This window comes from Actimicrobium antarcticum, from assembly GCF_039536745.1.
GTDB classification, from domain to species: domain Bacteria; phylum Pseudomonadota; class Gammaproteobacteria; order Burkholderiales; family Burkholderiaceae_D; genus Actimicrobium; species Actimicrobium antarcticum.
This window is the reverse complement of record NZ_BAAAZE010000008.1, coordinates 978,892-992,862: the sequence shown is the minus strand read 5'-3', so window position 1 is coordinate 992,862 and position 13,971 is coordinate 978,892. Positions and strand designations below refer to the sequence as shown.

Here is a 13,971-nt window from a genome sequence, read left to right as displayed (position 1 = left end):
GTTACCGTTTCAGTTTCGGATCGAGCGCATCCCGCAAACCATCGCCCATCAGGTTGAAGGCCAGGACCGAGACCAGAATCGCCAGCCCCGGAAAGGTCACGACCCACCAGGCGCTCTGGATGAATTCCAGTGCACTGGCCAGCATCGAGCCCCACTCCGGCGTCGGCGGTTGTGCGCCTAGCCCGAGGAAACCCAGTGCCGCGGCATCCAGGATCGCACTCGAAAATCCCAGCGTGGCCTGCACGATCAGCGGTGCTGCACAATTGGGCAGCACGCAATTGAACATCAGCCGTACCGTACCGGCACCGGCAATGCGCGACGCACTGACGTAATCCTTCTGCATTTCGCCGATCACCGCTGCCCGGGTTTGCCGGGCATAGTGCGGCAGCATCACGATGGCGATCGCATACATCGCATTCATCAGGCCAGGCCCGAGGATAGCGACCACCGCTACCGCCAGCAGCAGGCTGGGCAGCGCCAGCATCACATCCATCAGGCGCATCAGCGCGATTTCCACCACGCCCCTGAAAAAACCGGCGATCAGGCCGAGCACCACACCGATCGTCAGCGACAGCGTCACCGACACCAGTCCGATGACCAGCGACAAACGGGTGCCATGGATCAGCCGCGACAGCATGTCGCGCCCGACCGGATCGGTGCCGAGGATGAATTTGCTGCTGCCACCGGCCTGCCACATCGGCGGTGCCAGTGTCGCGTCGCGGAACTGTTCGATCGGCGAATGCGGTGCAATCAGGTCGGCCGATAGCGCGATCAGCACCAGCAGGAGTACCACCACCAGACCGATCACGGCGCCGCGATTCTGGCTGAAGTAATTCCACAGCTCGCGCAGTGGATGAGGGGGTTGCTGCTGCAGCGATGTCGATGGAATGCCGGAGGTACTCATGCGCTGTGCCGGATGCGTGGATTGATGACACCGTACAGAATGTCGACGATCAGATTGACCAGAATGATGATGCTGGCCGACAGCAGGATGCCGCCCTGCACGACCGGATAATCGCGTCGCCGGATCGCTTCGACCAGCCACTTGCCGATACCGGGCCACGAAAATATCGTCTCGGTCAGAATCGCGCCGGCCAGTAGCGTACCGACTTGCAGGCCGATCACGGTAATCACCGGGATCAGCGCATTGCGCAGCGCATGCACGCCGACCACGCGCCAGCGCGACAGCCCCTTGGCCCGCGCGGTACGCACGTAATCTTCACGCAGTACTTCCAGCATCGCCGACCGGGTCATGCGCGCCACCACCGCCAACGGAATCGTGCCGAGAGCGATGGCCGGCAAAATCAGGTGCGAGACTGCAGACTTGAAGGCACCCGGCTCGCCCGACAGCAGGCTGTCGATCAGCATAAAACCCGTCACGGGCGGCAGGTCGAACAGGATATCGATGCGACCCGATACCGGCGTCCAGCCCAGCGTCACCGAGAACAGCATGATCAGCAGCAGCGCCCACCAGAATACCGGCATCGAATACCCGGTCAGCGAGACCCCCATCACGGAATAATCGAGCACGGTATTGCGCTTGAGCGCAGCCAGAATTCCGGCCGGAATGCCAATACACAATGCCACCAGCATCGCGCAGACCGACAGCTCGATGGTGGCAGGGAACAGCGTCAGGAATTCACGCAGAACAGGTTCCTGCGTCGTGATCGATCGGCCGAGGTCGCCTTGCAGCACATGCCGGAGATAGTCGAGGTACTGCACGTACAGAGGACGGTCGAGGCCGAATTCGTGCAGCAGGCGGGCATAGCGCGCCGCGTCCATGCCGCGCTCGCCGGACATGGCCTCGACGGCATCGCCGGGGATCATGTGGATCAGGGAAAACACCAGTAACGTAATACCAAGGAAGGTCGGTATGACCAGCCCGGCACGACGCAAGAAAAATCCAAACATGGGATACCTGTTCGATCAATGACGTGAAGCGCATCGAGGTCTCGTGAACCAGCGCTGAATCGCACGCATTGTAGCGGACAGACCCGCCACTGCGCACGACAGTCCGGTCACTCCATGATCAGGTTGCTAGGCGATTTCATACCGTGCGAGGACCGCAGGCATCTTCTGCGCCAGATCCCCGATGCCGCTGACGGTCACCCCCAGATCGCGCAGCAAGCCATCCTTGATGCCGTAAATCCAGCTGTGTATGGTCAGTTCCTGGCCGCGCTCCCAGGCGTCCTGCACCAGCGTGGTCTGGCAGACATTGCCGACCTGTTCGATGACGTTGAGTTCGCACAGGCGATCGAGCTGCTCGCCTTTCGGAATCGTCTCGTTGAAATAACGGCCGTGCTTCTGGTGCACGTCCTGCACATGGCGCAACCAGTTGTCGGCCAAACCGACCCGGCGGCCGGTCAGTGCAGCATGCACGCCGGAACAACCGTAATGGCCAGAGACGATGATGTGCCTGACCTTCAGCACATCGATGGCGAACTGCATCACCGACAGGCAATTCAGGTCGGAGTGGCACACCACATTGGCGACGTTGCGGTGCACGAATAACTCGCCGGGAAGCAGGTTGACGATTTCGTTGGCGGGCACGCGGCTGTCGGAGCAGCCGATCCACAGATAATCCGGTGACTGCTGTGCGGCCAGCTTTTCAAAAAAGCCGGCATCCTGACTGATCATCGACGCGGCCCAGTCACGGTTCTTGTCAAACAGGTGTTCCAGCCCGGCGCTGTCGGTGACTTCGTCTGCAGTGCTGTTGGTAGGTTGCTCGGTCATGGCATTGCTTTCTGGATAGATCAAGACGCGCGTGATTTTACAGACTTGCCGGTGGGGTAATGCGATTTGCTTCAAATGGTGCGCTGAATCGTGCCATGAACTTCCGATCTATCCTGTTCTTCCATTGCCAGACCCAGTCGCCTTGCCACACCAGTCCATACCAGCAACCGATCGCGTGACGCCCGCCCGTCGACAGCAGCGACAGGTAATCGCGCTGCGCCCGGTACTGCAACAGCGGCTGGCCGGAGGCATACCGCAGCAGGTTGTCTGCCAGCACCGGTCCCTGGCGCACCGCAAACACGCCGGCCTTGGGCCGGGGTTGTGTCGTATCGGTGGCGATGTCGCCGGCGGCGAACACGTGCGGATGGCTAACCGATTGCAAGTGCGCATTAACGCTGATGAAGCCGTCGTCCACGCACGCCAGACCGGCCGCACCCGGCCACGACTGCGCAGCCGAACCGGTAGCCCAGAGCACTTGGTCGCAGGCCGCCTGGCTGCCATCGGCAAAATAAATCCGGTCGGCTTCGGCGCGCACGATGGCGCTGCCGGTGCGAATGGCGATACCCGCCGCGGCGAGTCGCTGCGCCATCAGCCGGGCGGCGCGACGCGGATAGCCGGGCAACAGATCGCCGCGGCTGACCAGCGACCATTTGACCTGATGCCGGTGCGCCTGCAACCGGTGCGCCATGGCCAGCACCAGTTCCACCCCGCCAGCGCCACCGCCGACCATCACCAGATGGATCGGGCGAGCCAGCGCATCAACGTGGCTTTGCAAGCCGGCCCACTGCTGCAGGAAACGGTCAATCGGCTTGACCGTCAATCCGAGACCGCGCGCGCCGGGAATGCTGTTGACCGGAGGCGTCGAGCCGATATCCAGCGAGACCACGTCGAATGACCAGGAGTCGGTCGCCGAATAGGCGCAATTGCGCGTCAGATCGAGCCGTTCGACCGTCGCAGGCAGCAGGTGCACGCCAGCCTCAGCGGCCAGCGCGCGCAGGTCGACATGGCATTCGCTGCTGCGGTAATGTCCGGCAACCAGCCCAGGCAGCATGCCGGAATACGGCGTGTCCAGATCGCTGCTCAGCAGCGTGACATCCAGCTGCGCCCGCGCGGCGGACGGTTGCTTGCGCAAGGCTTCGAGGACAAACAGGTGGGAGTGACCGCCACCGATCAGCAGCAGTCGTTTTTGAGAGGCGTTCAACGTCGGTGTGTGGCAAAAATAAGGAGGCTCACCTTACCACGCAGTGCGACCCGGCGAGCCGCACGCACCTGGGGAATAGGTTGTGACATCCGTCGAAATTTCCTATGAAACACTTTTTTAAAAGCATTTTATATTAGAGAAAAGCCATCCTTTTCTGCGATTTGATTGTTCGACAACCTGCCTACACTAAGTCCGAACTTGAAAATCACCCACCAAGCAAGCAGCGGCAAAATCCGGACCACACAAAAGGCAAACATCATGAACGCAATGACCGAACACAAGAATTTGCGCCTGCCGCTGACATCGGCAGGCATACCCGTCACCGCATTTCGCCAGATCGACGTGGAATATGACGCCGAAAACAAGGTGTTGTGGACGTTCATGAAACCTGCCGGAGCGCCCTGCTTCAACCTCGGCCTGCTCAACGAAATCCGCCGCAGCGACAAGCGACTGGAAATCAATCGCGGCCAGGTGGAGATTGACGGGACTCTGTATCCGGTAGATTTTCATGTGGGTGCGTCGCGCATTCCGGATGTGTTCAGCTATGGCGGTGACCTGGCGTTGTTCAGGCAATTGATCAGCTCGCGCGACCGCGAGGCCCTGTTGCATTACGCCCGCCTGTGTGTCGATACCCTGCAGCATCGGCTGGAAAGCTTCAAAACCAATGTCACCACAATCTCGCTGATCCAGGGCGAGGCACTGGGTGGAGGTTTTGAGAGCGCACTGGCCAGCCATGTCCTGATCGCCGAAGAACACGCACGCATGGGTTTTCCGGAAATCCTGTTCAATCTGTTTCCGGGCATGGGCGCCTACAGCTTGCTGAGTCGCCGGGTCGGAGCCCGCAAGGCCGAAGAAATCATCCTGAGCGGAAAAATTTATACGGCACAGGAGATGTTTGCTCTGGGACTGGTCGACCTGGTCGTGCCAACCGGCCAGGGCGAAGCGGCGGTTACCAACTACGCGCGGCAACACGGACGACATCTGAACGGCATGCGCGCGCTGTTCGAATGCCGTCGCCACACGCAACCGGTGTCGTATGACGAGCTGATCGGCATTACCGAAGTATGGGTCGATGCGGCATTGCGCCTGCAAGACAAGGATCTGAAAATGATGGGCCGACTGGTGCGTTCGCAATTGCGCCAGCAGGAAGCACGTGACAGCGGCACTGCACTGGAACCGCAGGAACTGTCCCTGGCACATGGCTAAAAAAAGCTCAGTGCACCTTTGCCAGCAATTGCTGGCGGGTACATTGGTATTGGTCGAGCGCGGCCAGCAGTGTGGTCACTGCATCCTGCAGCAGCGCCACAACGGCTGACGGATCACGCGCGAGGTCGGCATCACTGGCGTCTTCCAGTGCGGCACACGTGGAGCGCAGGGCTAGTGCTCCGATACTCATTGCCGAGCCTTTCAAGGCATGCAGGACATCCCTCAGCCGGGCGATGTCGTTGTCCTCGCGCGCCTGTTCCACCTGCGCCATCAGCGAGCGCGCATCAACGATGAAACCCGTCATCAGGCCAGACACGAATTGCGGATTCTGGCCGATCGCGTCGAGCTCGGCCAGCGTGGCGTAATTGAGCACCACGGCGGCGGCATCCGGCTGTATCAGCAACGGTCGTACCAGCGCCTCGCGCTGCGACATGGCGGGCAGCCGCATCTTGCCATACTGCAGGATCAACCCGTCCAGGGTTTGCAGCAAGGCATCTATACGGATCGGCTTGGATAAAAAGTGATCGATACCTGCTGTCGCACAGTCGGCGCGGGTCTCGGCATTGACGTCTGCGGAAAGCATGATCAGCGGCAAATGGCTACCCGGCGATTCCATGAAGCGAATTGCCCGTGCCGCTTCGAGTCCATTCATGTTGGGCATATTCATGTCCAGGATCACGGCATCGAAACTGTCCTGTTCGAGCTGGTCCAGCACCTGTTCCCCATCCTCGGCCAGTACGCACTGATGACCGGCGCGCTCCAGCATCTGGCGGATCACGGTGCGGTTGGTGGCATTGTCGTCGGCGACCAGCAAGCGCAACGGTATGAACGGCGTCACGGGCAATGGCGGCGGTGGCGACATCGTCAAGGCCACCGGCGCACCAGTCAGAGTCGGCTGCTGTCGGCAGACATCAAGTTCAAACCAGAAAGTACTGCCGACGCCAAGTGTACTGCGCAGACCAAGCTCCCCACCCATCAGCCCGACCAGCTGGCGCGAAATGGTGGTGCCCAGTCCGGTACCGCCGTATCGCCTCGTGGTCGATTCGTCTGCCTGCACGAAACTGTCGAAAATGCGGCCTTGCGCAGCTGGCCCGATGCCGATACCAGTGTCTTCCACCTCAAAGCGCAGGCGCACATGGTCGATATCTCGCGGTGCCGAGGCCGATGCCGAGGCTGGCAACCTGATGCGTAACACAATACCGCCTTGTTCCGTGAACTTGATCGCATTCGACATCAGGTTGACCAGTACTTGTCGCAAATGGTGGGGGTCACCGCGCAGCGCACCGGGCGTGTCAGGGTCGATGTCGGTCACCAGTTGCAGGCCGCGTGCATTCACCTGGTACTTGAAGATGTCGAGGATGCCGCCAACCAGCTGGTGCAAGTCGAAGTCAATGTCTTCGATCACCACCTTGCCGGCTTCGATCTTGGCGAAATCCAGCACATCCTCGATCAGTGCCAGCATTAGTTGGGAGGCATTGTCCAGGCTGGACACCATCTCCTTCTGCCCGTGGTCGAGGTGCGTGCTTTGCAGAAGATCGGTCATGCCGATGATGGCATTGAGCGGCGTCCGCAGTTCGTGGCTGACCGACGAAATGAAACTGCGCTTGGCCTGATTGGCGGCTTCTTCCTGTTGCAGCGCCCGGGTCAGACGGGTCACCAGCGTGCTGAAATACAGGCCAACCAGTATCATCCCGACCCACAAGCCAGCACCGAGCGCCCGGTGCACCTGCCAATAATCGACAAACAGGAGCGCTAGCGAAAACCCGGTCAGCGAGGCCGCCAGCGTGGCATACAGGTAAGCGTTTCCAAAGCGAAAACCATTGCCAAACGTGATCCACAAATAAAACAGGTACAGCGGCACGCCCAGTTCGCCGGCATACAAAATACCGCAGGTAATACCCGCTGCATCATTCAGGATTGCCAGACCGCGCCGCGCAATCACAGGCTGCGGATGAAAGGCAATCGACAACAGGATCAGGCTGCTCAGGCACAGAAAAAACCCGATTACCAGCGCAAGCCGGAGAGAGATTGCGGCAACTGGCGTATGCCAAAGTACGAAGACGCAGATCAGTACGCCAATCGCAATGCGTACCAAGCCTTGCTCATGCTCGCTGTTGGGATGACGGGCGAAGCGACGCGCGCCCCCCATGGCAGCGCGCAACGCGTTCAGCATGGAGCGCGATCGACTCACCACGGCTACGGTGATGTGGGCTGATCGGCCAGCGCCGCGCAAATCGTGGCGGCCTCGTCGGCATGGCGAATGAATACGTCGACCACTTCCGGATCAAAGTATTTGCCCCTTTCGCTGGCCAGATGTGCGATCGCGGCGGGCCATTCCCAGGCCTTCCCGTAAGGCCGTGCCGAAGTCATTGCATCGAATACCTCGGCCAGCGCGACGATGCGCGCTTCCAGCGGAATCGCCGACCCGCGCAAACCCGACGGAGTGCCGGTGCCATCGAATTTTTCATGATGATTCAGGGCAATCCGGGCTGCTACTTGAAGAAACGGAGACGGGCTGTCTTTCAGGATGTCGTAGCCGATCTGCGTAGTTGACTGCATGACACCTTTTTCTTCGGGTGTCAGCGGGCCGCTTTTTTGCAGGACGGCATCCGGGATGCCGACCTTGCCAAGATCATGCATCGGCACGGCCAACTCGATTGCTTCGACTTCGCCCTCTGACAAACCCATGCCCCGCGCGATCAATGCCGAGTAACAGGCCATGCGCTTGAGATGCGGACCACGGATGGCATTGCGCAGATCGGCGGCGCGCGCCACGCGAGACAGGGTATCGACTTCAAGCAAGCGCAATGCACGGGTGACTTCGCTGACGTGCCGTTTCAGTTCGCTGGCATGGTTCAGGATGATGAGGTACTGCTGGCGCAAGTTCAGCAGGTTCTGGCAACGCGCGCGACATTCAATCGGATCGACCGGACGAATCAGAAAGTCGGTGGCACCCGCTTCAAACGCACTGTGACGCACTTCCCGATCGCTGACCACCGTTGTCATCACGATTGGCAACTGCTCGTAGGTGTACAGGCTGCGCATGCGACGGATGGTTTCGATACCATCGAGCAGCGGCATTTTGTAATCGGTCAGCACCAGATCGACCGGATTTTCACTGATATACGCGATCGCTTCGATCGGATTGTCATACATGACAACATTGATGTTGCGGTCGATCCCCCTGACTACTTCGGCAAGGATCAGGCGCCCTGTGCTCTGGTCATCGAGCACCAGAACGGTCGGCATACCGGCCCGTAGTTGATGACTATGACTGGCCGCGACTGAAGGAGTGATCTCAAGCATTGTTTGCATATAAGTAATATCCTGAACTCAAAGTATGCCGCAATTTAAGGCGCATTGTTAACTTATCGTTTTGTTTAATTTACAAAAAACTTGTGACTGGCTATCTCGACCAAGATAAAGCGGGCATCGGCCCGGCTGGTTAGCTCAGCTCCCCCCAATTCTGTGTGGATCGGCTGTCAAGCCGTTGCCGATCCAAACATTTAGTTCTTTGTGGAAATCAAATCGCCACAGATTAACTGAATGCCGAACCACATGCAGAGATAAAAAAACCGCCGCGCCCCAAGATGGGAACGCGGCGGTTTTCGCCATACGGCACTAGTCAGTCAAATCACTCGAAAAATCCCTTGACCTTCTCTTTCCAGGATTTCGATTGCGGGCTGTGTTTCGCGCCGCCCTCTGCCGTGAGTTCCTCGAACTCGCGCAACAGCTCGCGCTGGCGCTCGGTCAACTTGACCGGCGTTTCGATCACGACATGGCAGAACAGGTCGCCGGCATACCCCGAACGCACGCCCTTGACACCCTTGCTGCGCAAACGGAATGTCTTGCCGCTCTGAGTACCCTCGGGCAAGGTGAATGACGCTTTGCCACTCAGGGTCGGCACCTCGATCTCGCCGCCAAGAGCCGCCTTGGTAAATGAAATCGGAATCTCGCAATGCAGGTCGTCGCCTTCGCGCTGGAACACCGGATGCTGCTTGATATGGATTTCGACATACAGATCACCGGGCGGGCCACCGTTCATGCCCGGCTCACCGTTGCCGGACGAGCGTATCCGCATGCCATCATCGATACCGGCCGGGATTTTGACTTCGAGTGTCTTGTTGCGCTTGATGCGACCGGCACCGGCACACGTGGTGCACGGCTCCGGAATCACCTTGCCAGTACCATGGCACTTCGGACAGGTTTGCTGGATGCTGAAAAAGCCCTGCTGCATCCTGACCTGACCATGACCGCCACAGGTCGGACACGTGGTCGGTTGCGTGCCTGGCTTGGCACCGCTGCCGTGACAGATTTCGCAGCTGTCCCAGGAAGGAACGCGGATCGTGGTATCGAAACCGTGTGCCGCCTGTTCCAGCGTGATGTCGAGGTTGTAGCGCAAATCGGCACCGCGATAAACCTGCGGTCCGGCGCTACGGCCACCGCCACCACCGCCGCGGGCGGCATTGCCAAAAATATCGCCAAAGATGTCACCGAAGGCATCTGAGAATCCGCCTGCACCGGCCCCGCCGCCACCGCCGCCGCCCATATTGGGATCGACACCGGCGTGACCGTAGCGGTCATACGCTTCGCGTTTTTGCGGATCGGACAGCATTTCGTAGGCCTCCTTGGCCTCCTTGAATTTGTCTTCCGATCCCTTGCTGTCCGGGTTACGGTCAGGATGGTGTTTCATCGCGAGTTTGCGGTACGACTTCTTGATATCTTCGTCAGAAGCGTTTTTCGCTACACCCAGTATTTCGTAAAAATCGCGCTTCGCCATTTCTCGGCACCCTCTAAAATCTAAACAAAAAAGCCGAGGCGAGCGGCGTGCTCAACTCGGCGAGTCGAAACGGCGTGCACCGTTCGACGTAGTAGTGCAGCAATTTTACTTGCTATCTTTAACTTCCTTGAAGTCGGCGTCGACCACATCTTCTTCCTTGGCCTTGCCTTCGCCTGCTGATGCACCACCAGAACCACCGGCACCACCGGCACCACTGGCGTCACCCGCGCCGGCAGCTGCCTGCTGGGCTTGCGCATCAGCGTACATTTTTTCGCCGAGGGTTTGGGCTGCGGTCGACAAGGCGGCGGACTTGGCATCGATCTCGGCCTTGTCGCTGCCTTTGAGGGCCGCTTCCAGATCCGCGATCGCGCTTTCCACCTTGGCTTTTTCATCGGCGCCCAGCTTGTCGCCGTATTCGGTCAGCGACTTGCGGGTGGAGTGCACCAATGCGTCGCCCTGGTTGTGGGCTTCGGCCAGTTCTTTCAGGCGCTTGTCGTCTTCGGCATTGGCTTCAGCATCGCGCACCATCTTCTGAATCTCTTCTTCAGTCAGACCAGTGTTGGCCTTGATGGTGATCTTGTTTTCCTTGCCGGTGGCCTTGTCTTTCGCGCCGACATGCAAAATGCCGTTGGCGTCGATGTCAAAGGTCACTTCGATTTGCGGCGTGCCACGGGATGACGGTGGAATGCCTTCCAGATTGAACTCGCCCAGGCCTTTGTTACCAGCAGCCATCTCGCGCTCGCCCTGGAATACCTTGATCGTCACCGCAGGCTGGTTGTCATCGGCGGTCGAGAATACCTGGCTGAACTTGGTTGGAATCGTGGTGTTCTTCTTGATCATCTTGGTCATCACGCCACCCAGCGTTTCGATACCAAGTGACAGCGGAGTCACATCCAGCAGCAACAGATCCTTGCGCTCGCCGGACAGCACGGCGCCCTGGATCGCCGCACCGACCGCAACCGCTTCATCCGGATTGACGTCCTTGCGTGGCTCTTTGCCGAAGAATTCCTTGACCTGTTCCTGCACTTTCGGCATCCGGGTCATGCCGCCGACCAGAATGATGTCATCGATGTCGGTGACCTTGACGCCAGCATCCTTGATGGCGATGCGGCATGGCTCGATGGTTTTCAGGATCAGTTCCTCGACCAGCGATTCCAGCTTGGCACGGGTCATCTTCAGGTTCAGATGGACCGGTGCGCCGTTGGCCATGGCGATGTATGGCTCGTTGATTTCGGTTTGCTGCGCCGACGACAATTCGATCTTGGCGCGCTCGGCCGAACCCTTGATCCGTTGCAGTGCAATCGCATCCTTGGACAGGTCGATACCGTTGATCTTCTTGAACTCGTCGATGATGAAATCAATGATGCGCTGGTCGAAGTCTTCACCGCCGAGGAAGGTGTCGCCATTGGTCGACAGCACTTCGAACTGCATTTCGCCATCGACATCGGCGATCTCGATGATCGAGACGTCGAACGTACCGCCCCCCAGGTCATACACGGCGATCTTGCGGTCGCCCTTGCCGTTCTTGTCCAGACCGAATGCGAGTGCGGCAGCGGTCGGCTCGTTGATGATGCGCTTGACATCCAGACCGGCGATACGACCGGCGTCTTTGGTGGCCTGGCGCTGGGCGTCGTTGAAGTACGCAGGCACCGTGATGACGGCTTCGGTAACTTCTTCACCGAGGTAATCTTCGGCGGTCTTTTTCATTTTGCGCAGCACTTCGGCAGAAATCTGCTGTGCTGCCAATTTCTTGTCGCGCACCGAGATCCAGGCGTCGCCGTTGTCGGCCTTGACGATCTGGTACGGCATCAGGCCGATGTCCTTCTGCACTTCTTTTTCGTCGAACTTGCGACCGATCAGACGCTTGACTGCGTACAGCGTGTTCTTTGGATTGGTGACTGCCTGACGCTTGGCCGGTGCACCAACCATGATTTCGCCATCATCCAGATAAGCGATGATCGATGGCGTGGTGCGTGCGCCTTCCGCGTTTTCGATAACCTTTGGCTGTCCGCCCTCCATGATGGCGACGCACGAGTTGGTGGTGCCGAGGTCGATGCCAATAATTTTGCCCATGATTTTTTCCTTAGATGACTGGATAACGAGAGTTTGATGTGATGGATATTGGGAGCTGCTGCCAGCTTTCAAGCATTTTTTTGTAATGATTGACCACTTGGCCGGCAGCAGCGCCGACCCGGAATACGTCTATTGGGCGACGGTGACCAGCGCCGGGCGCAACAGGCGGTCGGAAATCATGTAGCCCTTTTGCAGCACGCTGACGATGGTATTGGCTTCCTGCTCTGCCGGTACCATCGAGATGGCCTGATGCTTGTTCGGATCGAGCTTGTCACCCGGCTGTGGTGCGACTTCCAGCATGCGGTTGCGCTCGAAAGCTGCGGACAACTGCTTGAGTGTCATCGCAACACCCTCTTTCAAGGATTCAACCGATGGCGAATCGACTTTCAGCGCCATTTCGAGGCTGTCCATCACTGGCACCAGCGCTTCGGCAAAACTTTCGATCGCAAATTTATGGGCACGGGCGATGTCTTCCTGGGCACGGCGACGGAAGTTTTCGGTATCGGCCTTGGCACGCAGGAAGGCGTCGTGCATTTCCGCGGCGCGGGTTTCGGCTTCGGCGAGGCGGGCCTCGAGCCCTGAATCGGCAGCAGCGGCATTCAATTCCGGGGCCTGATTTTCTTCGACAGACGGGTTATCAGCAGCTTGTTTTTCGTGGTCTTGCATGTAGAAATCCTCCAACTATCAGTGGCTTAGGTTAGGCATAGGCTGACCGGAAACGGCTAGCCTGAGTACAAAGTGATACGCAAATGGGGCTATGCCACACTTTTTCAAGGGGAATAATGCGCGCCCATTTCCATTTTTTGCATTGCCTCTGCCTGGCCCGTGCAGCACCACTGATTGACTGACAACCAGCCGCCAGAATGATTATCGCGCAGCGCCCAGCTGTTTTGCCGCGTTGGCAGCGATGCCCAACTGGATGATCTCCTCGGTTTTTTCGGCCTCGGTCGGACGGGTTGGCCAGCCTTGCAGATGACGGGCGGTGATCTCGGCAAGACCAGCGATCCAGCCCGGGTCTTCGTTGACGCACGCAATGTAATGAAATTCCTTGCCGCCGGCTTCGAGGAAGTCATGCTTGGCTTCGAGCGAAATCTCTTCCAGTGTTTCGAGGCAGTCACTGGTAAAGCCGGGACACATCACATCGACACGCTTCAAGCCATCCTTCGCCAGTTGCATCAGGGTCGGCGCGGTGTAGGGCTGCAACCATTCCGCCTTGCCGAAGCGCGACTGGAATGTCACCAGCAATTCGTCTTTGGACAGGCCCAGTTCCTGGCCGAGCAAACGGGCCGTTTTGTAACACTCGCAGTGGTACGGGTCGCCCAGCATCAGCGTGCGCTTCGGTACGCCATGAAAACTCAACACCAGTTTTTCGCCACGACCGTTGACATCCCAGTGTGCCTGCACGGTGTTCCTGAGCGCATTGATGTAAGCGGCGTCATCGTGATAGTGCTTGATGAAGCGTAGCTCGGGGACGTTACGCACCTTGCGATAGTGGCTCGTCACGGCATCGAAAATCGAGGCGGTCGTGGTGGCCGAATACTGCGGATACGCCGGCACGATCAGGATGCGGTCGCAACCGTCGGTCTGCAATTTGTTGAGCACATCCGGCAGCGACGGATTGCCATAGCTCATCGCGTACTCGACTTTGACGGCATGGCCCTGCTCGCCCAGCTGGCCGCGCAACAGCATGGCCTGCTTGCCGGTATGCACCTTCAGCGGCGAGCCTTCCTTGGTCCAGATCAGCGCATATTTCGCGGCCGATTTGCTGGCGCGGATCGGCAGGATGATGCCATTGAGGATCAGCCACCAGATCGCACGCGGGATTTCGACCACGCGCGGATCGGACAGGAACTGCTTCAGGTAACGCCGCACCGACGGGGCATCGGGCTGGTCGGGGGTACCGAGGTTGACCAGTACCACGGCGGTCTTGACGGGACTGCCATGGGTGTACTGCGGTGCTTTATTGAACGCCATCGAA

General features: G+C 58.9%; 11 protein-coding genes. 1 reads left to right on the top strand and 10 read right to left on the bottom strand.

What is annotated here, in order from left to right:
- Position 1 precedes the first annotated feature (1 nt).
- The 4 genes from ABD720_RS12465 to ABD720_RS12450 all read right to left on the bottom strand — a co-directional run bounded on the left by ABD720_RS12465 (position 2) and on the right by ABD720_RS12450 (position 3,934).
- Complete coding sequence (locus ABD720_RS12465) at positions 2-904, bottom strand: ABC transporter permease subunit (RefSeq protein WP_344763622.1); 903 nt, start codon at positions 902-904, stop codon at positions 2-4.
- Positions 901-1,911, bottom strand: coding sequence for an ABC transporter permease subunit (locus ABD720_RS12460; RefSeq protein WP_344763621.1), 1,011 nt, complete (start codon positions 1,909-1,911; stop codon positions 901-903). Before ABD720_RS12460 ends, ABD720_RS12465 begins: the two co-directional genes overlap by 4 nt.
- 126 nt (positions 1,912-2,037) lie before the next feature.
- Positions 2,038-2,733 carry a carbonate dehydratase gene (gene can / locus ABD720_RS12455; RefSeq protein ID WP_344763620.1) on the bottom strand — a complete coding sequence of 232 codons (696 nt, stop codon included), beginning with the start codon at positions 2,731-2,733 and terminating at the stop codon, positions 2,038-2,040.
- A gap of 37 nt (positions 2,734-2,770) precedes the next feature.
- Positions 2,771-3,934 (bottom strand): FAD-dependent oxidoreductase, encoded by a 1,164-nt coding sequence (locus tag ABD720_RS12450; protein ID WP_344763619.1) that lies wholly within the window; start codon positions 3,932-3,934, stop codon positions 2,771-2,773.
- Between the two features lie 258 nt (positions 3,935-4,192).
- Between ABD720_RS12450 and ABD720_RS12445 the strand changes: the two genes are divergently transcribed.
- Entirely contained in the window at positions 4,193-5,140 is a 948-nt protein-coding gene (locus tag ABD720_RS12445) for a crotonase/enoyl-CoA hydratase family protein (protein ID WP_344763618.1), read from the top strand.
- Between the two features lie 7 nt (positions 5,141-5,147).
- On the opposite strand, the gene ABD720_RS12440 is transcribed toward ABD720_RS12445, so the two are convergent.
- The 6 genes from ABD720_RS12440 to hemH form a co-directional block, all read right to left on the bottom strand.
- Positions 5,148-7,313, bottom strand: coding sequence for a response regulator (locus tag ABD720_RS12440; RefSeq protein ID WP_344763617.1), 2,166 nt, complete (start codon positions 7,311-7,313; stop codon positions 5,148-5,150).
- 23 nt (positions 7,314-7,336) lie between these two features.
- On the bottom strand, positions 7,337-8,455 hold the full coding sequence (locus tag ABD720_RS12435) for an HD domain-containing phosphohydrolase (protein WP_344763616.1): 1,119 nt from the start codon (positions 8,453-8,455) through the stop codon (positions 7,337-7,339).
- A 319-nt stretch (positions 8,456-8,774) separates the two neighbouring features.
- Entirely contained in the window at positions 8,775-9,920 is a 1,146-nt protein-coding gene (gene dnaJ / locus ABD720_RS12430) for a molecular chaperone DnaJ (RefSeq protein WP_344763615.1), read from the bottom strand.
- A gap of 105 nt (positions 9,921-10,025) precedes the next feature.
- Positions 10,026-11,993 carry a molecular chaperone DnaK gene (dnaK, locus tag ABD720_RS12425; RefSeq protein WP_344763614.1) on the bottom strand — a complete coding sequence of 656 codons (1,968 nt, stop codon included), beginning with the start codon at positions 11,991-11,993 and terminating at the stop codon, positions 10,026-10,028.
- Positions 11,994-12,122: 129 nt separating this feature from the next.
- Entirely contained in the window at positions 12,123-12,659 is a 537-nt protein-coding gene (gene grpE / locus ABD720_RS12420; RefSeq protein ID WP_344763613.1) for a nucleotide exchange factor GrpE, read from the bottom strand.
- Between the two features lie 201 nt (positions 12,660-12,860).
- Entirely contained in the window at positions 12,861-13,967 is a 1,107-nt protein-coding gene (hemH, locus tag ABD720_RS12415; protein WP_344763612.1) for a ferrochelatase, read from the bottom strand.
- Positions 13,968-13,971: the final 4 nt, after the last annotated feature.

Coding starts and splice junctions, on each gene's coding strand:
- ABD720_RS12465 (WP_344763622.1), bottom strand. CDS start 904: ATGAGTACCTCCGGCATTCCATCGACATCGCTGCAGCAGCAACCCCCT.
- ABD720_RS12460 (WP_344763621.1), bottom strand. CDS start 1,911: ATGTTTGGATTTTTCTTGCGTCGTGCCGGGCTGGTCATACCGACCTTC.
- can (WP_344763620.1), bottom strand. CDS start 2,733: ATGACCGAGCAACCTACCAACAGCACTGCAGACGAAGTCACCGACAGC.
- ABD720_RS12445 (WP_344763618.1), top strand. CDS start 4,193: ATGAACGCAATGACCGAACACAAGAATTTGCGCCTGCCGCTGACATCG.
- ABD720_RS12440 (WP_344763617.1), bottom strand. CDS start 7,313: ATGCTGAACGCGTTGCGCGCTGCCATGGGGGGCGCGCGTCGCTTCGCC.
- ABD720_RS12435 (WP_344763616.1), bottom strand. CDS start 8,455: ATGCAAACAATGCTTGAGATCACTCCTTCAGTCGCGGCCAGTCATAGT.
- dnaJ (WP_344763615.1), bottom strand. CDS start 9,920: ATGGCGAAGCGCGATTTTTACGAAATACTGGGTGTAGCGAAAAACGCT.
- dnaK (WP_344763614.1), bottom strand. CDS start 11,993: ATGGGCAAAATTATTGGCATCGACCTCGGCACCACCAACTCGTGCGTC.
- grpE (WP_344763613.1), bottom strand. CDS start 12,659: ATGCAAGACCACGAAAAACAAGCTGCTGATAACCCGTCTGTCGAAGAA.
- hemH (WP_344763612.1), bottom strand. CDS start 13,967: ATGGCGTTCAATAAAGCACCGCAGTACACCCATGGCAGTCCCGTCAAG.